The 23,407-nt window shown below is 73.7% G+C and carries 20 protein-coding genes and 1 pseudogene; 11 read left to right on the forward strand and 10 right to left on the reverse strand.

Features of this window, described 5'->3' with window-relative positions; translation table 11 throughout:
- The first annotated feature begins 160 nt into the window (after positions 1–160).
- The 7 genes and pseudogenes from EST92_RS17825 (at position 161) to cobC (ending at position 8,570) form a co-directional block, all read left to right on the forward strand.
- Positions 161–1,780 carry a cobyric acid synthase gene (locus EST92_RS17825; RefSeq protein WP_174244047.1) on the forward strand — a complete coding sequence of 540 codons (1,620 nt, stop codon included), beginning with the start codon at positions 161–163 and terminating at the stop codon, positions 1,778–1,780.
- A gap of 55 nt (positions 1,781–1,835) precedes the next feature.
- Positions 1,836–3,953, forward strand: a complete 2,118-nt coding sequence (locus EST92_RS17830; protein WP_129281903.1) for a putative cobaltochelatase — start codon at positions 1,836–1,838, stop codon at positions 3,951–3,953.
- Positions 3,953–4,549, forward strand: coding sequence for a cob(I)yrinic acid a,c-diamide adenosyltransferase (gene cobO / locus EST92_RS17835; protein ID WP_129249660.1), 597 nt, complete (start codon positions 3,953–3,955; stop codon positions 4,547–4,549). The genes EST92_RS17830 and cobO overlap by 1 nt, the downstream gene beginning before the upstream one ends.
- 25 nt (positions 4,550–4,574) lie before the next feature.
- A complete protein-coding gene (locus EST92_RS17840; RefSeq protein WP_129281904.1) occupies positions 4,575–5,972 on the forward strand; it encodes a cobyrinate a,c-diamide synthase in 1,398 nt (465 codons plus the stop codon).
- Positions 5,969–6,373: pseudogene (locus tag EST92_RS17845) on the forward strand (cobalamin biosynthesis protein); the annotation flags it as partial. The gene EST92_RS17840 and the pseudogene EST92_RS17845, both read left to right, overlap by 4 nt.
- Positions 6,374–6,561: 188 nt before the next feature.
- Entirely contained in the window at positions 6,562–7,467 is a 906-nt protein-coding gene (locus EST92_RS17850; RefSeq protein ID WP_129281906.1) for a sirohydrochlorin chelatase, read from the forward strand.
- A gap of 2 nt (positions 7,468–7,469) precedes the next feature.
- On the forward strand, positions 7,470–8,570 hold the full coding sequence (cobC, locus tag EST92_RS17855) for an Rv2231c family pyridoxal phosphate-dependent protein CobC (RefSeq protein WP_129281907.1): 1,101 nt from the start codon (positions 7,470–7,472) through the stop codon (positions 8,568–8,570).
- A gap of 217 nt (positions 8,571–8,787) precedes the next feature.
- Here the strand turns inward: cobC and EST92_RS17860 are convergent, their stop codons facing one another.
- The 8 genes from EST92_RS17860 to EST92_RS17895 all read right to left on the reverse strand — a co-directional run bounded on the left by EST92_RS17860 (position 8,788) and on the right by EST92_RS17895 (position 16,840).
- Positions 8,788–9,783, reverse strand: a complete 996-nt coding sequence (locus EST92_RS17860) for an SCO1860 family LAETG-anchored protein (protein ID WP_275540885.1) — start codon at positions 9,781–9,783, stop codon at positions 8,788–8,790.
- A gap of 167 nt (positions 9,784–9,950) precedes the next feature.
- Positions 9,951–10,499: a GerMN domain-containing protein gene (locus EST92_RS17865; protein ID WP_129281909.1), complete on the reverse strand. Its 549-nt coding sequence runs from the start codon at positions 10,497–10,499 to the stop codon at positions 9,951–9,953.
- Between the two features lie 20 nt (positions 10,500–10,519).
- A complete protein-coding gene (locus EST92_RS17870; RefSeq protein WP_129281910.1) occupies positions 10,520–11,956 on the reverse strand; it encodes a HAMP domain-containing sensor histidine kinase in 1,437 nt (478 codons plus the stop codon).
- A complete protein-coding gene (locus tag EST92_RS17875; protein ID WP_129281911.1) occupies positions 11,953–12,645 on the reverse strand; it encodes a response regulator transcription factor in 693 nt (230 codons plus the stop codon). Before EST92_RS17875 ends, EST92_RS17870 begins: the two co-directional genes overlap by 4 nt.
- A gap of 121 nt (positions 12,646–12,766) precedes the next feature.
- Positions 12,767–13,345, reverse strand: a complete 579-nt coding sequence (locus EST92_RS17880) for a GerMN domain-containing protein (RefSeq protein WP_254068891.1) — start codon at positions 13,343–13,345, stop codon at positions 12,767–12,769.
- 112 nt (positions 13,346–13,457) lie between these two features.
- Complete coding sequence (locus EST92_RS17885) at positions 13,458–14,693, reverse strand: acyltransferase (protein ID WP_129281912.1); 1,236 nt, start codon at positions 14,691–14,693, stop codon at positions 13,458–13,460.
- Between the two features lie 108 nt (positions 14,694–14,801).
- Positions 14,802–15,620 (reverse strand): SGNH/GDSL hydrolase family protein, encoded by an 819-nt coding sequence (locus EST92_RS17890; RefSeq protein ID WP_129281913.1) that lies wholly within the window; start codon positions 15,618–15,620, stop codon positions 14,802–14,804.
- A gap of 128 nt (positions 15,621–15,748) precedes the next feature.
- Complete coding sequence (locus EST92_RS17895) at positions 15,749–16,840, reverse strand: amidohydrolase family protein (protein ID WP_129281922.1); 1,092 nt, start codon at positions 16,838–16,840, stop codon at positions 15,749–15,751.
- A gap of 598 nt (positions 16,841–17,438) precedes the next feature.
- On the opposite strand from EST92_RS17895, the gene ectA reads away from it, so the two are divergent.
- The 4 genes from ectA to thpD all read left to right on the forward strand — a co-directional run bounded on the left by ectA (position 17,439) and on the right by thpD (position 20,870).
- On the forward strand, positions 17,439–18,005 hold the full coding sequence (gene ectA, locus EST92_RS17900) for a diaminobutyrate acetyltransferase (RefSeq protein ID WP_129249671.1): 567 nt from the start codon (positions 17,439–17,441) through the stop codon (positions 18,003–18,005).
- Between the two features lie 134 nt (positions 18,006–18,139).
- A complete protein-coding gene (ectB, locus tag EST92_RS17905; RefSeq protein WP_129249672.1) occupies positions 18,140–19,408 on the forward strand; it encodes a diaminobutyrate--2-oxoglutarate transaminase in 1,269 nt (422 codons plus the stop codon).
- A gap of 55 nt (positions 19,409–19,463) precedes the next feature.
- Positions 19,464–19,880, forward strand: coding sequence for an ectoine synthase (locus tag EST92_RS17910; RefSeq protein WP_006606340.1), 417 nt, complete (start codon positions 19,464–19,466; stop codon positions 19,878–19,880).
- Positions 19,881–19,970: 90 nt separating this feature from the next.
- A complete protein-coding gene (thpD, locus tag EST92_RS17915; protein ID WP_129281914.1) occupies positions 19,971–20,870 on the forward strand; it encodes an ectoine hydroxylase in 900 nt (299 codons plus the stop codon).
- 84 nt (positions 20,871–20,954) lie between these two features.
- Here thpD and EST92_RS17920 read toward each other — a convergent pair whose 3' ends face one another.
- Positions 20,955–22,022, reverse strand: coding sequence for an alkene reductase (locus EST92_RS17920; RefSeq protein ID WP_129281915.1), 1,068 nt, complete (start codon positions 22,020–22,022; stop codon positions 20,955–20,957).
- Between the two features lie 104 nt (positions 22,023–22,126).
- On the reverse strand, positions 22,127–23,188 hold the full coding sequence (locus EST92_RS17925) for an aminotransferase class V-fold PLP-dependent enzyme (protein ID WP_129281916.1): 1,062 nt from the start codon (positions 23,186–23,188) through the stop codon (positions 22,127–22,129).
- Between the last annotated feature and the right edge of the window lie 219 nt (positions 23,189–23,407).

The raw sequence follows: 23,407 nt of genomic DNA on the forward strand, positions 1-23,407 counted from the left end.
GGGGGGTGGGCGGGTGTAGAGACCCGAAGTGGTGTACAGCCCCCGAGCGGTGCAGCGACCCGAAGTGGTGCAGAGCCCCGAAGCGGTGCAGCAACCCCAAGTACAGCCGTGGCGCCCACAGCTCACAACAGCCGGACCCCCGGCGCAGGAGGAGGACCCGGTGAACGGGCGGTTGAAGGCAGCCGGCGGGGCAGCCGGCGGGGCGGTCGGTGGTGGCCTGTTGGTGGCCGGTACGACGTCCGACGCCGGCAAGAGCGTGGTGACGGCGGGGATCTGCCGCTGGCTGGCCCGTCAGGGCGTCCGGGTGGCACCGTTCAAGGCGCAGAACATGTCGCTGAATTCGTTCGTCACGCGCGAGGGCGCGGAGATCGGGCGGGCCCAGGCGATGCAGGCCGCCGCGGCCCGGGTGGAGCCGACCGCGCTGATGAATCCGGTGCTGCTCAAGCCGGGCAGCGACCGCAGCAGCCAGGTCGTGCTGCTGGGCAAGCCGGTGGGTGAGCTCAGTGCCCGGGGGTACTTCGGGGGGTCCGGGGGGTCGTCCCCCGGGGAGACGCCGTACGCGGGCCGGCAGGAGCAGTTGCTCGGCACCGTCACCGACTGCCTGGCCGAGCTGCGGCGCACGCACGACGCGGTGATCTGCGAGGGCGCCGGCAGCCCCGCCGAGATCAACCTGCGGCGTACCGACATCGTGAACATGGGCCTCGCGCGGGCCGCCAGGATCCCGGTCGTCGTGGTCGGCGACATCGACCGCGGCGGGGTGTTCGCGTCCTTCTTCGGTACCACCGCGCTGCTGTCGAAGGAGGACCAGTCGCTGGTCGCGGGCTATCTGGTCAACAAGTTCCGGGGCGATGTGACGCTGCTGGAGCCGGGGCTGGAGATGCTGCGCGGCCTCACGGGGCGGCAGACGCTGGGCGTATTGCCCTTCGCGCACGGGCTGGGCATCGACGAGGAGGACGGCCTGAGGGTGTCGCTGCGCGGCGCGGTGCGCGAGAGCGTGGTGGCTCCCCCAGCTAACGCTGGGAGGGGCCCCCAGCCGCACGGCGCGGAGGTGCTGCGGGTGGCGGTCTGCGCCGTGCCGCTGATGTCGAACTTCACGGACGTGGACGCGCTGGCCGCGGAGCCGGGCGTGGTGGTGCGGTTCGTGGACCGGGCCGAGGAGCTGGCCGACGCGGATCTGGTGGTGCTGCCGGGGACCCGGGGCACGGTCCGGGCGCTGGAGTGGCTGCGCGCGCGGGGACTGGCGGACGCGATCGCCCGGCGGGCCGCCGAGGGCCAGCCGGTGCTGGGCATCTGTGGTGGCTTCCAGATGCTGGGCGAACTCATCGAGGACGAGGTCGAGTCGAAGGCGGGCACCGTCGAGGGGCTCGGGCTGCTGCCGGTACGGGTGCGGTTCGCGGCGGAGAAGACCCTGGCCCGGCCGGCGGGTACGGCGCTGGGCGAGCCGGTGGAGGGGTACGAGATCCACCACGGGGTCGCCGAAGTGACCGGCGGGGACGAAGAGTTCCTGGACGGTTGCCGGGTCGGCTCCGTCTGGGGCACGCACTGGCACGGCTCCCTGGAGAGCGACGGCTTCCGCCGGGCCCTGCTGCGGCGGGTCGCGGCGGACGCCGGCCGGGCGTTCGTGCCCGCCCCCGACACCTGTTTCGCCGCCCTGCGCGAGGAGCAGCTGGACCGGCTGGGCGATCTGATCGAGGAGCACGCGGACACCGCCGCGCTGCTGCGGCTGATCGAGGAGGGGGTACCGGACGGGCTGCCGTTCGTGCCTCCGGGGGCGCCATGAGGGGTACCCAAGGGACGGATACGGAGCTCGACGGCGACGTGGAGGACGACACAGCATGACAACCCCGCACGACACGACCCCGCAGTACCCCTTCAGCGCGGTGGTCGGCATGGACGACCTGCGGCTGGCGCTGCTGCTGAACGCGGTGAGCCCCGCGGTCGGCGGTGTGCTGGTCCGCGGCGAGAAGGGCACCGCCAAGAGCACCGCGGTGCGTGCGCTGTCGGCGCTGATGCCGGCCGTGGACGTGGTCGCGGGCTGCCGCTTCGCCTGCGCCCCGGACGCGCCCGACCCCGGCTGCCCCGACGGGCCGCACGGCACGGGCGCCGCCGAGGAACGCCCCACCCGGATGGTCGAACTGCCCGTCGGCGCCTCCGAGGACCGGCTGGTCGGCGCGCTGGACATCGAACGGGCCCTGGCGGAGGGCGTGAAGGCCTTCGAGCCGGGTCTGCTGGCGGACGCACACCGCGGCATCCTCTACGTCGACGAGGTCAATCTGCTCCACGACCACCTGGTGGACCTGCTGCTGGACGCGGCCGCCATGGGTGCCTCGTACGTGGAGCGGGAGGGCGTCTCGGTACGGCACGCGGCGCGCTTCCTGCTGGTGGGGACGATGAACCCCGAAGAGGGCGAGCTGCGGCCGCAGTTGCTGGACCGGTTCGGGCTCACGGTCGAGGTCGCCGCCTCGCGCGAGCCGGACCTGCGGGTGGAGGTCGTGCGGCGCCGGCTGGCGTACGACGCCGATCCGGCCGGCTTCGCGGCGCGCTGGGCGGCCGAGGAGGACGAGCTGCGCCGGCGGATCGCCGTGGCGCGGGAGCTGCTGCCGGGCGTGACGCTGGGGGACGCGGCGCTGCGGCAGATCGCCGCGACCTGTGCCGCGTTCGAGGTGGACGGGATGCGCGCGGACATCGTGATGGCGCGCACCGCCACCGCGCTGGCCGCGTGGGCGGGGCGGACGGAGGTGCTGGAGGAGGACGTGCGGCAGGCCGCGCTGCTGGCGCTGCCGCACCGCCGGCGCCGTAATCCGTTCGACGCACCGGGCCTGGACGAGGACAAACTCGACCAAACGCTGGAGGAGTTCGGGGCGGACGAGGGCACGGGCGGCGACGACGATCCGGAGCCGGACGGTCCGGACGACGGCCCCGGTGGCGGCGGTCCGGAGGGCGGCGGGCGCCCGCCGCAGGACGGCGGCCCGGACGAGTCGCCGGCCCCGGGCCCCGAACTCCCCCACCAGCAGGAGCGGGAGGCCCCCCAGGAGCAGCCCGCGGCCCCGGAGCAGGCCCGCGAGTCGGGGCGGGCGGAGGAACCGGCCGAGCAGGGCGCACCGGGCGCGGGCGGCGAGAAGGCCGCGGTCGGCGCCGCCGAGCCGTTCCGCACCCGGCGGCTGGACGTGCCGGGGCTGGGCGAGGGCGCGGACGGCCGCCGCTCGCGGGCCCGCACCGCGCACGGCCGGACGACCGGCGCCCGGCGCCCGCACGGCGCCCTGGGCAAGCTGCACCTGGCCGCGACCGTGCAGGCCGCGGCGCCCCACCAGCGGGTGCGCGGCCGCCGCGGGCCGGGTCTGGTGGTGCGGCGGGACGATCTGCGCGAGGCGGTGCGCGAGGGGCGCGAGGGCAATCTGGTCCTGTTCGTCGTGGACGCGTCCGGGTCGATGGCGGCCCGGAAGCGGATGAGTGCGGTCAAGGGCGCGGTGCTCTCGCTGCTCCTGGACGCGTATCAGCGCCGCGACAAGATCGGCATGATCACCTTCCGGGGCGGCGGCGCCGAGCTGGCGCTGCCCCCGACGTCCTCGGTCGAGGCGGGCGCGGCGCGGCTGGAGCAGCTGCCGACGGGCGGCCGTACGCCGCTGTCGGAGGGGCTGTTGCGGGCCCATGAGGTGCTGCGGGTGGAGCGGATGCGGGATGCCTCGCGGCGGCCGCTGCTGGTGGTCGTCACCGACGGGCGGGCGACCGGCGGCCCCGAGCCGCTGGTGCGGGCCGCCCGGGCGGCCCGGCTGCTGGCCGGTGCGGGCACCGCTTCGGTGGTCGTGGACTGCGAGGCGGGCCCGGTGCGGCTGGGCCTCGCGGGCGAGCTGGCCCGTGAGCTGCAGGGCACCGCGATCACCCTCGACGAACTGCGCGCGGACAGCGTCTCCGCGCTCGTACGGACCGTGCAAGGCAACAGGAAGGCCGCGTAATGCCGCAGGGACAGCCGTCCGTCGTACCGAACGACGGGCTCACCACCCGCCAGCGCCGCAACCGCCCGCTGGTGTTCGTCCACACCGGCCAGGGCAAGGGCAAGTCCACCGCCGCCTTCGGGCTGGCGCTGCGCGCCTGGAACCAGGGCTGGCCGGTCGGGGTGTTCCAGTTCGTGAAGTCGGCGAAGTGGAAGGTCGGCGAGGAGCGGGCGCTGAAGGTGCTCGGGGAGTCCGGCGAGGGCGGCACCGTCGCCTGGCACAAGATGGGCGAGGGCTGGTCCTGGGTGCAGCGCGACATCGCCTCCAGTGAGGACGCGGCGCGCGAGGGCTGGGAGCAGGTCAAGCGGGATCTCGCCGCGGAGACCTACAAGCTGCTGGTGCTGGACGAGTTCGCCTATCCGCTGAAGTGGGGCTGGATCGACACCGACGAGGTGGTGTCGGTGCTGCGCGACCGCCCCGGTACGCAGCATGTCGTCATCACCGGACGGGACGCCCCCGAGGCGCTGGTGGACTTCGCCGACCTGGTGACGGACATGACGAAGGTCAAGCACCCGATGGACACGGGCCAGAAGGGCCAGCGGGGCATCGAATGGTGACCACGGTGAACCGGGCGAGTACGGCATGAGCGGCGGTGCGGTCCCCCGGCTGGTGATCGCCGCGCCGGCGTCGGGAGCGGGAAAGACGACCGTGGCCACCGGGCTGATGGCGGCGTTCACCGAGGCCGGGCTCGCGGTGTCGCCGCACAAGGTGGGCCCCGACTACATCGACCCCGGCTACCATTCCCTGGCCACCGGCCGGCCCGGCCGCAACCTGGACGCCTTCCTGTGCGGGACGGACCGGATCGCGCCGCTGTTCCTGCACGGTGCGGCGGGCGCGGATCTGGCCGTGGTCGAGGGCGTGATGGGGCTGTTCGACGGGGCGTCGGACCGGGGCGAGCTGTCGTCGACGGCGCAGGTCGCGAAGGTGCTGCGGGCACCGGTGGTGCTGGTGGTGGACGCCTCCTCGCAGTCCCGGTCGGTGGCCGCGCTGGTGCACGGCTTCGCCTCGTGGGACCCGGAGGTGCGGCTTGCCGGGGTGATCCTCAACAAGGTCGGCTCGGACCGCCACGAGCAGCTGCTGCGCGAGGCGATGGACTCCTCGGGGGTGCCGGTGCTCGGCGCGCTGCGCCGCGACGGGCGGGCCGGGACGCCGTCGCGCCATCTGGGCCTGGTGCCGGTCGCCGAACGGCGGGCCGAGGCGCTGGAGTCGGTGAGCGAGCTCGCCGCGCGGATCCGCGAAGGCTGCGATCTCCCGGCGCTGCTGGCGCTGGCGCGCAGCGTGCCCGAGCTGCCGGACGCGCCATGGGATCCGGCGGCGGAGCTGGCACCGGCGGCCGAGCAGTCCACGGCTGCGCCCTCCGCCAGGCCGCTGATCGCGGTTGCGGGCGGCGCCGCGTTCACCTTCTCGTACGCCGAGCACGCCGAGTTGCTGGCCGTCGCGGGCGCCGAGGTGGTGCCCTTCGACCCGCTGCGGGACGAGCGGCTGCCGCCCGGCGCCCAGGGGCTGGTGATCGGCGGCGGCTTCCCCGAGGTCTATGCGCCGGAGCTGTCGGCGAACGCGCCGCTGCGTGCGGCGGTGGCCGAACTGGCCGCCTCGGGGGCGCCGGTCTCCGCCGAATGCGCCGGGCTGCTCTACCTGTCCCGGTCGATCGACGGGAAGCCGATGTGCGGGGTGCTGCCCGCCGAGGCCCGGATGACCGAGCGGCTCACCCTCGGCTACCGGGAGGCGGTGGCACTCGGCGACAACGTACTGGCCGCGGCCGGGACCCGGGTGCGGGGCCACGAGTTCCACCGCACGGTGCTGGAGCCGGGGGCGGGCGCGGATCCGGCGTGGGGGCAAACGCACCCGGAGCGGCGGGTGGAGGGGTTCGTGGCGGGCGGGGTGCACGCCTCGTACCTGCATGTGCACTGGGCCGCCGAACCGTCGTTGGCCGGGCGGCTGGTGGCGAGCGCGGCACGGATCGCCGCGGCCCGGGGATGAGCCCGCGGGCGGCCGGCGAGCCGACGGCGGCGCTGGTCGCCGGCGTCGGAGCGCGCCGCGGTGTCCCGGTCGGCGAGGTGCTGGAGCTGGTCCGCGCCACGCTGGCCTCGGTGGACCCGGCGGCGCGGGTCGTCGCCCTGGCGACGGTGACGGCCAGGGCGGCGGAGCCGGGGCTGCTCGGCGCGGCCCGCCGGTTGGGGGTGCCGTTGCGGTCGTTCCCGGCGGCGCAGCTGGCGGCCGTACGGGTACCGGCTCCGTCCCCGGCCGCGGCGGCCGCCGTCGGGACGCCGAGCGTGGCCGAGGCCGCCGCGCTGCTGGCCGCGGGGCCGGGCGCCGAACTCCTCGCCGGCAAGCGGAAGTCGGCGCCGCGGGGGCGGCCGGCGGGGGCGACCTGCGCGCTCGCCGGCCCGGCAGTAACAGACCACGGTGGGGTTACCGCTGGTAGGGAGGGAGCCACCGAGGCTCCTTCGCAGGCTGCGGATATCGTCATGACCTCGTCCAACCCGCCCCGCCGTGGCACGGATCGGCGGACGGCGGCCGTCGGCGGCCCGGCGCCCGACAGCACAACCACCGGCACCAAGGAGACCCAGTGACCCCTCCTCCCGCACTGCTCATCGCCGGTCACGGCACCCGTGACGAAAGTGGTGCCGAGGCCCTGCGCACCCTGGTGCGTGTGCTCGGCGAGCGCCACCCCGATGTCCCCGTCGCCGGAGGATTCTTCGGCAGCTCACCGGCGTCGCTGCCGCTGGACGAGGCGGTCGACGGGCTCGTGGCACGCGGCGTGACCCGGCTCGCGGTGGTACCGCTGCTGCTCGCCCCCACCGGGCCGGTACCGGAGGCACTGCCCGCGGCGCTGGCGCGGGCGACGGAGCGCCACCCCCGCCTCGCCCACGTCTGCGGCGCCGAGCTGGGGCCGCACCCCAGGCTGCTGGACGTGCTGGAGCGGCGGCTGGACGAGGCGCTGGGCGGCGGGGCCCGCCGGCCCGAGGACCGGGCGCGGACGACCGTGCTGCTGGTGGGGCGCGGCACCACCGATCCGCAGGCCAACGCCGAGGTGCTACGGGCCGCGCGGCTGCTGTGGGAGGGGCGTGGATTCGCGGGCGTGGAGACCGCGTTCGTCGCCCGGACGGCCCCCGACGTGCCGGCCGGACTGGACCGGTGCCGGACGCTGGCCGCCGCTGCGGGAGCCGGTGCGGCCGGCCGGATCGTGGTCCTGCCCTACTTCTTCTTCCCCGGCGGTCTGTTGGAGCGGCTGCGGATGCAGACCGAGGGCTGGGCCGCGGCGCACCCGGCCACGGAGGTGCTCGGGGCGGGGGTGCTCGGCACCCCGGCCGAGCTGGCCGAGGTGGTCATGGAGCGCTACCACGCGGCGGCGGGCGATCCGCTGCTGAGCGCCGCGACGTGCGGTGGCCGGGCGGCGGCGGAGGACGCCCGGGAGACCGCCGGCGCGGCGCGGCGCGCCGCTTCCCCGGCGGCGGACACCGGGGAGCGGTGACCGTGCCCCCGCGCACCGGATCCGCCCGGCTCCCCGCTCCCCCGGCCGTCCCGCCGCCCGAACCCGACCTGCGGCATCACGGCGACGCCGAAGTGCGGGGCGCGGACGGCGCGTTGACGGATCTGGCGGTCAATGTCCGCACCGGCACTCCCCCGGCCTGGCTCAGGGCACGGATCGCCGCGTCGCTGGACACCCTCGCCGCGTACCCGGACGGCCGGGCGGCGCGCCGGGCGGTCGCCGACCGGCACGGGCTGCCCGGGGAGCGGGTGCTGCTGACGTCCGGCGCCGCGGAGGCGTTCGTCCTGCTCGCCCGCGCCGTACGCGCCCGCCGGCCGGTCGTGGTGCATCCGCAGTTCACCGAGCCCGAGGCCGCGCTGCGGGACGCCGGGCACCAGGTCGGACGGGTCCTGCTCGACGCCCGGGACGGCTTCCGGCTGGATCCGGCCGCGGTGCCCGAGGACGCCGATCTGGTCGTCCTCGGCAACCCCACCAACCCCACCTCGGTCCTGCACCCCGCGGACGTCCTGGCCCGCCTGGCGCGGCCCGGCCGCACGCTGGTGGTGGACGAGGCGTTCATGGACGCGGTGCCCGGCGAACGGGAGGCGCTGGCCGACCGCACGGATCTGCCGGGCCTGGTGGTGCTGCGCAGCCTCACCAAGACGTGGGGGCTGGCCGGGCTGCGGATCGGCTATGTGCTGGCCGACCCGGACACCGTCGCCGCCCTGGAGCGGGCGCAGCCGCTGTGGCCGGTCTCCAGTCCCGCGCTGGCGGCGGCCGAGGCGTGCTCCACGCCCGGGGCGCTGGCGGAGGCGGCCGCCGCGGCCGGGCGGATCGCCGTGGACCGGGACCATCTGCTGGCCCGGCTGGGCGCGTTCGGGCAGATCCGGACGGTCGCCCCGGCGGCGGGCCCGTTCGTGCTGCTCCGGCTGCCGGGCGCGGACGCGGTACGGGCCGCGCTGCGGACCCGTGGCTTCGCGGTGCGCCGGGGCGACACCTTCCCGGGCCTGGGACCCGACTGGCTGCGGCTGGCGGTACGGGACCGGGCCACGACGGACCGGTTCGCGACGGCCCTGGGCGACGTGCTGGGCGAGGCCGTGGCGTAGGGCGGGTCGGGGCGTGCCCCGGGCGGCAGGCCGCGCCGGAGGGGCCAGGTGAAGTCCGGAGGAGCCCGATGGGGCCGACCTCGCCGTAATCCCCGCGGACCACGCGGCCACGGGGATCCCGGCGAGGGGTGAGGTGCGCCGTACGGGCCCGTACGGCGCACCCCGGCCGTACCCCACACGCGGTGCCCCCACAGCACCGGCGTGGTGTACGGGTCCGTCAGCCGCGGCCGCCCTGCGGCGCGGCGCCGCGGCGCCGGCGGGTGTAGCCGATCGCGCCGGCCCCGGCCGCGACCAGCAGGGCCGCGCCGCCGGCGAGGTACGGCGTGGCCGAACTGCCGCCGGTCTCCGCGAGGTTCTGGCCGGTGCCGGGCTTGGCTCCGGTCTGCTGCACGTGGGTCCCTCCGCCGGCCGGCTTGCTGCCGCCGCTCTGACCGCCCGACTGACCGCCGCCCGTCTGGCCGCCGCTGGTGCCGCCGGAGCCGTTGTCCCCGGGCGCCGTGCCGCCCGGTGCGGTGCAGCCGGCCCGGACCAGCGTGACCTGGCCGTGCACCTCGGCGACGTTCAGCCGCAGCGGGTTGAGGGAGACCTTCAGCTCCAGCGCGGTGGCCGCGGCGCTCTTGGACGTGACGCTCTTCCGGGACAGGTCGAGCCGCACCTCGCCGACGCCCGGCACCTTGACGTCCGTCGTCCCGCCCGCCGTGAGCGTGACCTTCTTGCCCAGGACGCGGACCGGCCCCAGCACGTTGGACTCGGCGCGGGGTCGCTGCCCCGCCGCGCACACCGCTTTGGCGGTGACCTGCCGCGCCTCGATCAGGGACAGCTGCGGCGGCAGACCGGGCAGGCGCACCTTGGCCCGTACGAGGTTGGCGTAGCCCTCGGCCCGGTGGCGGTCGGCGGTGCCGCGCGCGGTGGCGGCATCGGCGCGCAGCACGCTGAACGGCTTGCCGCCGTCGATGCCGTCGAGGGTGACGGTCAGCGCGGTCTTCGAGGCGGAGGCCGGGGCGTGCACGTCGTTCAGCACGGCGTTCAGCGGCACATCGAGCGTCTTGTGGAGCAGCCCGACGTTCAGGCCGGTGCGCAGCACGACCGCGTCGGCGGTGCCGCGGGCCGGGCCGTGGCTTCCGGTGGCATGGGCGGGCACGGCGCCGAGCAGAAGGGCGGGGCCGGCCGTGAGCGCGGTGGCGACGAAGGTCGCGGCGAGGCGTCGGGGCATGCCGAAGGAACGGGCGGGACTGATGGACACGTGTGTGGAACCCTCACAGGAGAAATGGAGCCGCCGGCCGCGCCCATGGGGGACAACACGCGGGCCGGCGACCTCGACCCGCACATCGTGTCCGCACCGACGGTGAACGGGGAGCCACGCGCAGTCAGTTCACCCTATTAGGTGGTTTCCGCGCCTTTATTCGATTCGGGTGTCACCGGGCCCCGCCCTGAGCCCGGGGGCAGCTCGCAGCGCTGGGTCTCCGTGGCCCCGCCCGGCGCGCGGCGCACCCGCACCTCCACCTCGCCGAGGGGGGTGCCGTCCGCCGTGCCCACCGCGTCGGCGGCGGTACACACCAGCTGGCGCAGGGCGGTGCGGTTGGTCCCCCACCCGCGGGGCACGAGGACGTCGGCTCCGCCGCGCCGCTGCCCGGTGACCGTCGGCGCGGGGGCGTCGCGCGGGACGAAGCTGATCAGGCCGCGGGCCCGCTCGGCCTCGTCAGGGCCCTCCCGGAGGCGATTCAGGGCGTCTTGGGGGGAGTTCGGGCCGCGAGCGAGGCGGGAGACCCGTTCGAGGCCGAGGGGCGAGGAGAAGTACACGTGCACGACGTCCGCCGGGCGGCTCTCCCGCTCGGGCCCTCCGGTGGCCGGCGGGCCGGCCTGTGCGGGTCCGCTGTCGGTGATGCCGCAGGCGCTGACCAGGGCAAGGAGGGCCGGCACGAGCGGCACGAGGATTCCCGGGCGCCCTCTCATGCCGGGTCCCAGGGCAGGGTCAGGGTGAACACCGCGCCCCGGTCGGGGGCGTTGGCGGCGGTGAGGGTGCCGCCGTGCAGCCGGGCGTTCTCGGCGGCGATGGCCAGGCCCAGCCCGCTGCCCTCGCTGCGGGTGCGGGCCGCGTCGCCCTTGGTGAAGCGGTCGAAGACATGCGGCAGCACGTCGTCGGGGATGCCCGTGCCGCCGTCGGCGACGGTGAGGACGAGCGCGTCCGGGCCGGCCCGGGCCCGCAGGCGCACCGGCGCCGAGGTGCCACCGTGGCGCAGGGCGTTGCCGAGGAGGTTGGCCAGGACGACATCGATACGGCGCGGGTCGACGCGGGCGCGCAGGCCCTCCGGCACGGAGACCTCGACCCGGTCCTGCCAGTGGCGCAGCGCCAGCGTCTTGCGGACGAGTTCGCCGACGTCGATCTCGTCGAGGTGCAGCACGGCGGCACCGGCGTCGAACCGGGAGATCTCCATCAGGTCCTCGACCATGCGGGCGAGTTTGCGGGTCTCGTCGGCGACCAGCGTCAGCGCCTCGGACGTCTCCGGGTCCAGCCGGCCGGAGGCGGCGTCCTCGTCGAGCACCCCGGTCACGGCGGTCATCGCCGCGAGCGGGGTGCGCATCTCGTGCGAGACGTCGGCGGCGAACCGGCGGGCGCCCTCCTCCATGCGCCGCAGGGTGGTGGCATCGGCCTGGAGGGTCGCGGCCATGGTGTTGAAGGTGCGTCCCAGGTCGGCGAGTTCGTCGTCGCCGGTGACGTCGATACGGGTGTCGAGCGCGCCGGCCGCCATGGACTCCGTGGCGGAGCGCAGTTGCCGCACCGGGCGCAGGACGCGGCGGGCGGCAAGCAGCGCGGGCACCAGGGAGGCGAGCACGACGGGCAGGGCGCCGGCGCGGGCCGCGGCGACCAGCGAGCTGACGTCGCGCTGCTCGGGTGCGAGCGAGAAGGAGGCGTAGACGACGAGCCCGGACGGCGCGGACGAGCGGCCGGCGGAGGCGACGGGCAGCGCGACGGCGAGCCGGGGGTCGCCGTCGCGGTGGAAGCGCTGCACGACGGCGTTGCGGGCCGATGCCGCGGAGCTGCGCAGCTCCGCGGGGACGACGGGGGCGGGGGTGGTGGTGGCGACGAGCGGGCCGCCGCGGTAGGCGGCGGCGGTGCGCCAGTTGCGCGCGCCGCCGGCCCGGTCGAGCTGGAGCGTGAGGGTGCGCAGATCCGCGTCGGTGGGGCGGGCAGGCAGGTCCGGCGCGAGGGAGTCGACCTGGTCGCGCAGGTCGTGCACGGCGCTGTTCTGGGCGCGGGCCAGGATCGCGGTGCGCGCCTGGTGGTAGGTGATCGCGGCGGTGGTCAGGGCACTGAGCGCGGACACCAGGAGGAAGCCGACGACGAGCCGGGTGCGCAGGCCGCGGGGGACCAGGCGGCGCTTCACAGCGGGCCGAAGCGGTAACCGAAGCCGCGCACCGTCTGGACGTAGCGCGGGGCGCGCGGATCATCCTCGATCTTGGACCGCAGCCGCATCACACACGCGTCGACCAGGCGGGCGTCTCCGTAGTAGCTGTGTTCCCAGACCTGTTCGAGGAGTTGCTGGCGGCTGAAGGTCTGCTGCGGCGAGGCGGACAGGAACAGCAGCAGTTTGAGTTCCGAGGGCGCCAGCACGAGATCCTGGCCGTCCTTGCGCACCTGCAGACCGACCGCGTCGATGGTGAGGTCGCCGTAGGTGGTGCACCGCTCGCGCGACTCCACGGGGGGCTGTGCGGGGGCCACCCGGCGCAGCACCGCGCGCATCCGGGCCTCGATCAGCTCACCGCTGGCGGGTTTGACGACGTAGTCGTCGGCGCCGGCCTCCAGGCCCACCACGATGTCGATGTCGTCGCCGCGCGCGGAGAGGATCACCAGGGGTACCTGGCTGATCTCACGGATGCGCCGGCAGACCTCCAGGCCGCTCATCCCGGGCAGCATCAGATCGAGCAGCACGATGTCCGGCGCGAACGGCCGGAGCGCCGCCAGGCCGTCCTCGCCCGTGCCGACCGCTTCGGTTTCGTGGCCGCGGCGGCGCAGCCCCAGGCTGACCCCGCGGCGTACCGCCGGATCGTCCTCGATCAGCAGGACGCGTGTCATGGCCGGGCCTCTCCTTTTCGTCGGTCGGCACATCCACCCCTAGCGGGGCAGACAGGGGCAAAGCTACCCATCCGGGGAGTGCGGTGGCCGCCGGGAGGGGGCGCACGGGCACAGGCAGGCGTCAGCGGGCCGCACGCTCGGCCTCCATGGGGGCCGCCGCGCCGGTCTCGTCGCACCTCACCGGCCAGGGACTCCCACCACGGGGGGACAGCCCCGATTCATGGAGCCGTACGACCACGTCCACCGGGCGCTTGTGGCCCGGGATGCCCGGCGCCGCGGCGGCCGTGCACACCAGCTGGCTCACCGCCGCCGGCTCCAGCTCCGACACCACCCACGGCAGAGACACGTCGACCGCCCCCGGTGCCACCTGGGCCCGGACCTCGTGCGGGCCGGCCGGCAGCGCCGTGACCAGCCCGCGGGCCCGTTCGGCCCGGGTGGGCCCGGCCAGCAGCGCGTTCAGCGCCGTCTGCGGCCCGGCGCCGGGCGGTGCGGGCCGGGCGACGGGCCAGGTGCCGTTCGTGGTGAGGAAGTAGGCCCGCACCACCGGCGCGCCGGCCGCCCGCGCCCCTGTGGCCGGCGCACCGGCCGCCGCCGGACCGTCGTCCGTGACCCCGCAGCCCGCGAGCGCCGCCACCGCGACCACTGCGGCGGCCGGCGCCCGCCACCCGCCCGCGCGCCACCCGGCACGCCTTATGCGCACGCCGCCCCCTTGGCCTGCTTGATTCGCTTGATCCGCTTGATCGGCTTGATCCGCTTCTCCCGCATTCGCCCAGTCTCTCCTCCGTGCCGGACCCGCTGCCCGGCGCCACTTCCTACGGCGACATCAGCTGGTTCACATCCACCGTTCCGGCCCCCGGCTGCGGCCGCGGTATGACCGTCCACACCCCCACCGCCACGACGACCGCGGCGAGCAGCGCCACCAGTCCGCGGCGCCCGGTGGCCCACCGCGCCCGGAACCGCACCGGGTCCTCCACCAGCAGCTTCGACAGCACCGCGGCCACCAGCGACAGGCCGATCGCCAGGGCGGCACGCGCCCACCCGCCGATGCCGAAGACCTCCTGCGGCAGCAGCAGATAGATCGGCCAGTGCCACAGGTAGAGGCTGTACGACAGCTCCCCCAGCCGGCGGGGCACGGCGCTGCCCAGCGCCCGCCCGGCATACCCGCCCGGCGCCGCGGCGAGGAGCGCGATGAGCACGGCGGCGGCCAGCGAGTGCGCGAACAGCCCGCCCTGGAAGAGGCCGGGTGCGTTCTGGCCGCCGGTCAGCACCCACGACGCCACGAGCCCGCAGACCAGCAGCGCGCACGCCCCGTCGGCGACCGGTCCCGGTACCCGGGCGGCCAGTCGGCGCACCGGCGCGGTCGCCGCCAGAGCGCCGAGCAGCAGCGCGAAGGCCCGGGTGTCGGTGCCCTCGTACGCCCGCGTGGTGTCCACGACATCGTTGAGCTGGATCATGAGCGCCAGCGACGCGAGCGCGCCCGCACCGGCGAGGACGGCGACCCGCTGCGCACCACCCCGGCCGCGGCCGACGACGGCGACCACCAGCGGCCACACCAGGTAGAACTGCCACTCGACGGCGATGCTCCACAGGTGCGAGAACAGGCGGGTGTCGGAGGCGTTGAAGTATCCGACCTGTTCGGCGATGTAGTGCCAGTTCACCGCCTGCGCCGCGGCCCACGGCGCATCGTCGAGCGCGAAGCCGAGCAGGGACGGCGGGCCGGCCGCCCAGGCGAGCAGCAGGGCCGCGGTGCCCATGACGGCCAGCGCCGGCAGCAGACGGCGCGCCCGCCGCGCCCAGAAGGCGCCCAGCTGGATCCGGCCCCGCTTCTGCGCCTCCCCCAGCAGCAGCCCCGTGATCAGGAAGCCCGACAGGACGAAGAACAGGTCGACACCGAGGAAGCCGCCGCCCAGGTAGCCGGCGTGGAACAGCAGCACGGCGGCGACGGCCAGGCCGCGCAGCCCGTCGAGCGGGGCGATATGGGCCCGGCCGGGGGTGCGCCCGGGGCGGGGACGGCGGTGCGCGGACGGGACGGCGGGAGCGAGAGACATGGCGAGGTCCTCGGCGGACCCGGCGGCCGGTACGGGCGCATCGGCGGTCCGCCACTTACGAAGCGGGAAGGAGGAGGAGAGGGCCAGAACCGGGGCGGGAGCCACGGGTCAGCTGCAGCCGAGCTTCGCGAACCGCTTGTCGCCGGTCCACGGGCCGTTCGCCCACTTCTCGGGCCCGGCCGGGGTGAAGCCGTCCTGCTTGCCGAGCTGCTCGGTGAACCACTTGGCGAAGGCGGCCGAGCCCTGCTGACAGGAGTGGATGCCGTCCTGGGAGCGCTTGGCCTGCTTACCGGCGGGGTCGGTGCCCCACAGCGGGGTGGCGTCGAGGAAGTGCACCTTGCCGCCGCTCTTGTCGGCGACCTCCTTGGCCGCCTTCGGCGCGCTCTTGATCGCACCCTCGTACTTCTTGTAGAAGTCGTCGATCTTGAACGGCGGCGCGGAGACGATGTCGAGCTCGGCACCGGCGTCCTGCGCGGTCTTCGCGAGCTTTTCGTACGACGCACGCTGCTGCGCGGGCGTGCCCCAGTCGTACGTGGTGATCTGGTAGGCGATCACGTCCGGGTGGAACGACGCGAGATTCTTCTTCAGGTCCTTCCACGTCGTCGGCGCCATGCGACCGGCCATTGTGTCGCCCTCGACGACCGTGCCGCCGCCGTCGGAGGACGCGTCCTTGAAACTCTGGCCGCTCGCCTTGAGCGCCGCCTCCAGGGGCGGGGCCTCGGCGCCGGCGATGGAGTCCCCCACCCACAGCACCTTCTTGCCGGCCTTCTGCTGCTGCGCGGACGAGTCCGCGTCCGCCCCGCCGCCGGATCCGCCGTTGCAGCCGGCCAGGGCGGCACCGGCACCGATGGTGATCAGGGCGACGGCCGCGAGGGCGGCCGGGCGACGGTGACGGTGGGACGTGCGATGACTGGTTTCGGTGTACATGCACCCACCAAACCAGCAGAAATCGCCGGTCAGGGGCGTCGTCATCGGTTGCTCACACGACGGGGATCAGGCCGTCATGCAACGGCACCGGGCCGCCGGGTGGGCAGCCAGCCCGGCCCCGGCACCCGCTAGCCCACGACCTCCCCGCGCAGCACCACCCGCCGGGGCGCGGCCAGCACCCGGACGTCCTCGCGCGGATCGCTCTCGTAGACCACCAGGTCCGCCGACGCGCCCTCGGTGAGGCCGGGGCGGCCCAGCCAGTCCCGGGCGCCCCAGGTCGTGGCGGAGAGGGCCGCCACGGCGGGCAGCCCGGCCCGGGTCAGCTCGACGACCTCCTCGGCGACCAGCCCGTGGGCGAGCGAGCCGCCGGCGTCCGTGCCGGCGAAGACGGGCACCCCGGCGTCGTAGGCCGCCCGTACGGTGTCGTAGCGGCGCGCGTGCAGCCGCCGCATGTGGTCCGCCCAGCGCGGGAACTTCGCCTCGCCGCCGTCCGCGAGGAGCGGGAACGTGGCGATGTTGACAAGCGTGGGCACGATGGCGACGCCGCGCTCGGCGAACAGCGGGATGGTGTCCTCGGTGAGGCCGGTGGCGTGCTCGATGCAGTCGATGCCGGCCTCGACGAGCGGGGCGAGGGAGTCCTCCGCGAAGCAGTGGGCGGTCACCCGGGCGCCGAGCCGGTGGGCCTCGGCGATGGCCGCCTCGACCGCGCCCGGGGGCCAGCAGGCCTCCAGATCGCCCGTGGAGCGGTCGATCCAGTCGCCGACGAGCTTGACCCAGCCGTCGCCCCGGCGGGCCTCCCGGGCGACGTACGCGACCAGGTCGTCGGGCTCGATCTCGTGCGCGTAGTTGCGGATGTAGCGCTTGGTACGGGCGATGTGCCGGCCGGCGCGGATGATCCGCGGCAGGTCCTCGCGGTCGTCGATCCAGCGGGTGTCGGAGGGCGAGCCGGCGTCGCGGATCAGCAGGGTCCCCGCGTCCCGGTCGGTGAGCGCCTGCTTCTCGCTGGTGGGGTCGTCCACCGGGCCGTGCGCGTCCAGGCCCACATGGCAGTGGGCGTCGACCAGACCCGGCAGCGCCCAGCCCGTCACGGTGGTGGCATCCCGTGCCACGGCCGGCCGGTCGAAAGTGACCCGGCCACCGACGACCCACAGCTCGTCGCGGACCTCGTCCGGCCCGACGAGCACCCTCCCCTTGAGGTGCAGCACCGCACCCTCACGCATCGACGTCATACCGGAACTGTAGGCGCCGCGGTGCGGTGGGCGGACGCAGCTGACGCAACCGGCCCCGGGCGCTTTCGCGCGGCCGATTCCCCGGAACCCGGCACTTTGCCCGGCGCTATTGGGCCGCGCTCTCTCCGTGTGCGGTCGGCATACGTTCCGTGTCCGGTACCGGGAACGTTCCGCTTACGTTCCGTGTCCGTTCTCACGAGTCTGCCAACATCATCTCGCGTATGACATCCGGGGTCTTGTCACGGGCTTGTCGCGCAGGTTTCGATGGGCTTACGCCAAGCCTTCGGGCGACGAATTCCCAATTCCCTTGCGGTACAGCTTCCCGTATTCTTCTGCCCGCTTTTCCGCACCTCAAACGCCAAGATTTTGCTAGCGGCAAGTACCGTAATTCGGACGCATCTCGCGGGTGTTACTGAGCTGTGACCGACTACACAACGTGTCCGTTTTGCCCCGAACATCCTGGTCAAATCGTGACATCTCGCGGCGACATTGCGCGCACGGGCGCCCCCGCGCGATAACACATCTTCGCCGCTTCCGTAACCCCTGCCCGCGATGCAATTTCCTTTTTCCCTGGGTAAATTTAATTCCCATGACCGCCGCACAAGCAGACCATGCAGGTGCCCGAAGCGATTTCAGAGAATTTCCGGAGGGCTTCAAGCTCGACACCCCACGAGTGGAGGACGGAGCCGCGATCTGGCGCATCGCCCGCGACTCCAAGGCGCTGGACCTCAACTCCTCCTACAGCTACCTCCTGTGGTGTCGCGACTTCGCCGCCACCTCCGTCGTCGCCCGCGACGCGGAGGGTGAGCCGGCCGCCTTCGTCACCGGATACATCCGCCCCGAGCGCCCGGAGACGCTCGTCGTCTGGCAGGTGGCCGTCGACGATGCGCACCGTGGCCAGGGGCTGGCGGCCGCACTCCTGGACGGGCTCACCGCCCGTGCCTCGGACACGCTGGGCGTACGTTTCGTCGAGACCACCATCACCCCCGACAACGCCGCATCCAACCGGTTGTTCGCGTCCTTCGCCGAGCGGCACTCGGTGCCGATCAAGCGCGAGGTGCTCTTCGACGCAGGGCTGTTCCCCGAGCAGGGCCACGAGCCGGAGGTGCTGCACCTCATCGGCCCGTTCCCGCCACCGGCCCGCTCAGGGCACTGACGCCCCCAGGGCCGCGCGGCCACCGCGCCGCAGCGGCCGTGCGGAAGCCGGCACCACACCCCGCGACACCCGCCGGCACCGCCCAGCCCCCACAGACTTCCCATCTTTCGCCACTCATCTCCCAGGAGCATGCTGTGACCATCACCCAGCCCGATCTGAGCGTCTTCGAGACCGTGGAGTCGGAGGTGCGCAGCTACTGCCGTAGCTGGCCCACCGTCTTCGACCGTGCGCAGGGCAGCCGCATGACCGACGAGGACGGTCACACCTACCTCGACTTCTTCGCCGGCGCCGGCTCGCTCAACTACGGCCACAACAACCCCGTACTCAAACGCGCTCTGATCGACTACATCGAGCGGGACGGGGTCACCCACGGCCTGGACATGTCCACCACGGCCAAGCGGGCCTTCCTGGAGTCCTTCCAGAACATCATCCTGCGGCCGCGTGACCTGCCCTACAAGGTCATGTTCCCGGGCCCGACGGGCGCCAACTCCGTCGAGGCCGCGCTGAAGCTGGCCCGTAAGGTCAAGGGCCGCGAGTCGATCGTGTCCTTCACCAACGCCTTCCACGGCATGTCGCTGGGCGCGCTCGCGGTCACCGGTAACTCCATGAAGCGGGCCGGCGCCGGTATCCCGCTGGTGCACGGCACCCCGATGCCGTTCGACAACTACCTCGACGGCACCTACCCGGACTTCCTGTGGTTCGAGCGGCTGCTGGAGGACCAGGGCTCCGGTCTGAACACCCCCGCCGCCGTGATCGTCGAGACGGTCCAGGGCGAGGGCGGCATCAACGTCGCCCGGCCCGAGTGGCTGCGCGCCCTGGCCGACCTGTGCGAGCGCTGGGACATGCTGCTCATCGTCGACGACATCCAGATGGGCTGCGGCCGTACGGGTGCCTTCTTCTCCTTCGAGGAGGCGGGCATCGTGCCGGACATCGTCACCGTCTCGAAGTCCATCAGCGGCTACGGCCTGCCGCTCGCGCTCACCCTGTTCAAGCCGGAGCTGGACATCTGGGAGCCGGGCGAGCACAACGGCACCTTCCGCGGCAACAACCCGGCCTTCGTCACCGCCGCCGCGACGCTGGACACCTACTGGGCCGACGGCCAGATGGAGAAGCAGACTCTCGCCCGCGGTGAGATCGTCGAAGCACACCTGAAGGCGATCGCCGAGGAGCACCCGGACGCCATCGCCGAGTACCGCGGCCGCGGTCTGGTGTGGGGCCTGGAGTGCAACGACAAGCCCCTGGCCGACAAAATCGCCAAGCGCGCCTTCGAGCTGGGTCTGCTGATCGAGACCTCCGGCCCGGAGAGCGAGGTCGTCAAGCTGCTTCCGGCCCTGACGACCACCCCCGAGGAACTGGACGAGGGATTGCGCATCCTCGCCCGCGCGGTCCGCGACTGCGCCTGATCGGCCCAACGGCCCCCAGCGTTCCTTACCGTTCCACAGAAAGGCACCCCGCACCGTGATCGTCCGATCCCTCCAGGACATCGAAGGCACCGACCGCCACGTCAAGGCCAAGTCCGGCACGTGGGAGAGCAAGCGCATCGTGCTCGCCAAGGAGCGCGTCGGCTTCTCCCTGCACGAGACCACCCTGTACGCCGGTACGGAGACGTCGATGTGGTACGCGAACCACATCGAGGCCGTACTGTGCGTAGAGGGAGAGGCCGAACTCACCAACGACGAGACCGGCGAGAAGCACACCATCACCCCGGGCACGATGTACCTGCTCGACGGACACGAGAAGCACACCATGCGGATCAAGAAGGACTTCCGCTGCGTCTGCGTCTTCAACCCGCCGGTCACCGGCCGTGAGGACCACGACGAGAACGGTGTGTACCCGCTGCTCACCGAGCCCGATCCGGAGCCCGAGACGGTCTGAGGCGCACACCCCGCCTGCCCCGTCCGGCAGCTGAGGAAGGCCCGTACCACGTAAGCAAGAGCCCGTACGAGAGGAGAGGAAGGCAACACCATGACCACCGCACCCGAGCGCACCGCCGACCTGTACCCGACCCGTGGGACCGCTGAGGTCATCACCCCGCGGAAGGACCCGGTGGTGTGGTCGCAGCCCGGAACGGCCGGCCCGTTCGCGCCGTCCGAGCTGAGCGACTTCGAACGCGACGGCTTTTTTGCCATCGGGGAGCTGCTGACGGCGGAAGAAGTCGCGGTGTACCGCGCCGAACTGGACCGGCTCGTTCTCGACCCGACGATGCGCGCCGACCCGCGCTCCATCGTCGAGAAGAAGACGCAGAGCGTGCGGTCCGTGTTCGAGGTGCACAAGATCAGCGAGGTGTTCGCCAAGCTGGTCTCCGACCCGCGCGTGGTCGGCCGTGCCCGGCAGATCCTCGGCTCGGACGTCTACGTCCACCAGTCGCGGATCAATGTGAAGCCGGGCTTCGGTGCCTCCGGCTTCTACTGGCACTCGGACTTCGAGACCTGGCACGCCGAGGACGGGCTGCCGAACATGCGCACCGTGTCGTGCTCCATCGCGCTGACGGAGAACTACGACACCAACGGCGGCTTGATGATCATGCCCGGTTCGCACCAGCACTTCGTGGGGTGCGAGGGCGCGACGCCGAAGGACAACTACAAGCGGTCGCTGCAGATGCAGGACGCGGGCATCCCGTCGGACGAGGTGCTGACGAAGATGGCGGACAAGCACGGCATCCGCCTCTTCACCGGCAAGGCCGGCTCGGCGACCTGGTTCGACTGCAACGCCATGCACGGCTCGGGTGACAACATCACGCCGTACCCGCGCAGCAATGTCTTCATCGTCTTCAACAGCGTGGAGAACGCGGCGGTGGAGCCGTTCGCGGCGCCGATCCGGCGCCCGGAGTACATCGGGGCCCGTGACTTCACGCCGGTGAGGTAGTCGCGGAGATACCGGTGGCGCGGCCGCCGCACAGCAGGGTCTGTGCGGCGGCCGCGCCGTGCGTGCGGGGCGGGCCGGCCCCGCTCAGGCGTCCAGTGCCGGGTAGTCGAGGTAGCCGGAGTCGTCGCCGCCGTAGAAGCTCGCCCGGTCGGGGGTGTTGAAGGGGCCGCCGCGCGCCAAGCGGCGGGGCAGGTCGGGGTTGGCGAGGAAGAGCTCCCCGTACGCGAGGAGATCGGCCTCGCCCCGCTCGACGAGTGGCAGCTCCTCCGGCCCGGTAGGCCGGCCGTCGGTGACCGGGTTGAGCAGGAACGTCCCGCCGAAGCGCTTGCGCAGCCGGCTCAGCAGCTCCGTGTCGCGGACGTCGCAGGTGTGCAGGTAGGCCAGGCCCAGCGGGGCGACGGCGTCGACCAGCGTGGTGTACGTGGCCTCGGGCGCGGGCTCGTGGATGTCGTTGAAGGGGTTGCCGGGCGAGAGCCGCAGACCGGTGCGGTGTGCGCCGACCGCGGCGGCGACGGCCTTGACGACCTCGACGGCGAAACGGGCCCGGGCCTCGTCGGAGCCGCCCCACTCGTCGGTGCGCAGGTTGGAGCCGGGTGCCAGGAACTGGTGGATCAGATAGCCGTTGGCTCCGTGGATCTCCACTCCGTCGAACCCGGCCTCCAGGGCATTGCGGGCGGCGTCCGCGAATCCGGCGATGGTCTCGGCGATCTCCTCGCCGGTGAGCGCGCGGGGGGTGACGAAGTCCTTGAGGCCCTCGTGGGTGAAGCCCTGGCCGGCCGCGGCGACCGCGGAGGGCGCCACCGGCAGCCGGCCGTCGGCCTGCAGCACCGGATGGCCGATGCGGCCGCCGTGCCACAGCTGAGCGAAGATCCTGCCGCCCGCGGCGTGCACGGAGTCGGTGACCTCGCGCCATCCGGCGACCTGTGCGGGGGTGTGCAGGCCGGGGGTGAGCGGGTAGCCGCGGCCGATCGGATCGGTCTGGGCGGCCTCGGTGATGATGAGGCCGGCCGAGGCGCGCTGGGTGTAGTAGCGGACCATGGACGGGGTGGGGACGCCCTCGGCGGTGGCACGGTTGCGGGTCATCGGCGCCATGACGATGCGGTTGGCGAGCCGACTGCCCGCGAGGTCCAAGGGGTCGAATGCGGTGGTCACTGAGGGCCTCTCAACTGCTGCTCGGGACATGGCCGTTGCCCATTACATCAGTCTCGACACCGCGCCCCCGCGGGGATCCCCGGCCGGCCCGAGGGCGGACACCCCTATCCCAGAAGGGACAGCAGCCGCTCCACGTCAGCCGTCGAGTTGTACAGGTGGAAGGCCGCACGGAGCAGTCCGCCGCGCACCGAGATCCGTACCCCCGCCTCGGCCAGCCGGTGTTCGGCGTCCGTGAGACCCGGCGTGGAGACGATCGCCGAGCCCGGCGCGGGAACGGGCTTCAGGCCGCGCTCGGCCAGCCCGGCACGGTAGTGGGCGGCGAGTGCGGTGTTGTGGGCATGGACGGTGTCCACCCCCAGCTCCTCGATGAGGGCGAGGGACTGCTCGGCGCCGATGTACGAGTAGTGGGCGTGCGGCTCGTCGAAGCGCCGGGCGGTGGCAGCCGGCCGGATCAGACCGTAGGTGGACGCCCCGCGGTCCTCGCCGGCGACCCATCCCGCGTGCGGCGCGACCGGCCACGGCGCGCCCGCGCCCAGCTCGCCGCCGAAGGCCATGAAGGTCGTGCCGCGCGGGCACAGCAGCCACTTGAAGGCGCCGGCGACGACGAAGTCGAAGTCCGCGGCGCGCAGTGGCAGCCAGCCGGCGGCCTGGGTGATGTCGAGGTAGGTCCGCGCCCCGTGCGCCCGTGCGGCCTCGCGCACCGCCGCCAGGTCGGCGATCCGGCCGTCCCTCGACTGCACGGCGCTGAAGGCGACCAGGGCGGTGCCGGGGCGCACCTCCTCGGCGAGCGCCTCCAGCGGTACGGTGCGCAGCGTGACGCCCGGGCGGGCGGCGAGCGGATTGACCAGCGAGCTGAAGTCGCCCTCGGGGGCCAGCACTTCGGCGTCCGCCGGGAGCGAGGCAGCCACGAACGCGGACTGCACCGCGACCGAGCTGCCGACGGCGACCCGCTCGGCGGGCACCCCCATCAGCCGGGCGAAGGCCTCCCGGGACGCCGAGGCGGCGGCGAAGTAGTCGCGGCCCATGGTGCCGTAGGAGGCGGATTCGTCCAGGGCAGCGCGCAGGGCGGCGGCGCTGCGTGCCGGGAGGAGCCCGCTGGAGGCAGAGTTCAGATACGTCGTCTCGGGCGCGAATTCGGCCCCGCCGAGTGGCTCACGTCGTTGCATGCCTCACACTGTGGTCGCTGCTCACCCGCCCCGTCCATGACACGGGGCCGCATCCCGGCCTGAAGCGTCGTCCGCGATTTCCTAAGAAACGGTCTCATTTCGGCCAGCAACACTGCTCGGACGGGGTGGCCGTGCGGAAAGCCCCACAGGGCGTCGCAGCTCACCTCCCAGGCGACGACCGCCCCTTAATTGAACATGGAAGTCACGTTCATCTAAGGG

This window comes from Streptomyces sp. TM32, assembly GCF_004122755.1.
GTDB classification, from domain to species: Bacteria; Actinomycetota; Actinomycetes; order Streptomycetales; family Streptomycetaceae; genus Streptomyces; species Streptomyces sioyaensis.

What these genes read in the sequence shown, in the direction of transcription:
- EST92_RS17830 (WP_129281903.1), top strand. Translation starts at nt 1,836, where the DNA reads ATGACAACCCCGCACGACACGACCCCGCAGTACCCCTTCAGCGCGGTG.
- cobO (WP_129249660.1), top strand. Translation starts at nt 3,953, where the DNA reads ATGCCGCAGGGACAGCCGTCCGTCGTACCGAACGACGGGCTCACCACC.
- EST92_RS17840 (WP_129281904.1), top strand. Translation starts at nt 4,575, where the DNA reads ATGAGCGGCGGTGCGGTCCCCCGGCTGGTGATCGCCGCGCCGGCGTCG.
- EST92_RS17860 (WP_275540885.1), bottom strand. Translation starts at nt 9,783, where the DNA reads ATGCCCCGACGCCTCGCCGCGACCTTCGTCGCCACCGCGCTCACGGCC.
- EST92_RS17875 (WP_129281911.1), bottom strand. Translation starts at nt 12,645, where the DNA reads ATGACACGCGTCCTGCTGATCGAGGACGATCCGGCGGTACGCCGCGGG.
- EST92_RS17885 (WP_129281912.1), bottom strand. Translation starts at nt 14,693, where the DNA reads ATGTCTCTCGCTCCCGCCGTCCCGTCCGCGCACCGCCGTCCCCGCCCC.
- EST92_RS17890 (WP_129281913.1), bottom strand. Translation starts at nt 15,620, where the DNA reads ATGTACACCGAAACCAGTCATCGCACGTCCCACCGTCACCGTCGCCCG.
- EST92_RS17895 (WP_129281922.1), bottom strand. Translation starts at nt 16,840, where the DNA reads ATGCGTGAGGGTGCGGTGCTGCACCTCAAGGGGAGGGTGCTCGTCGGG.
- ectA (WP_129249671.1), top strand. Translation starts at nt 17,439, where the DNA reads ATGACCGCCGCACAAGCAGACCATGCAGGTGCCCGAAGCGATTTCAGA.
- thpD (WP_129281914.1), top strand. Translation starts at nt 19,971, where the DNA reads ATGACCACCGCACCCGAGCGCACCGCCGACCTGTACCCGACCCGTGGG.
- EST92_RS17925 (WP_129281916.1), bottom strand. Translation starts at nt 23,188, where the DNA reads ATGCAACGACGTGAGCCACTCGGCGGGGCCGAATTCGCGCCCGAGACG.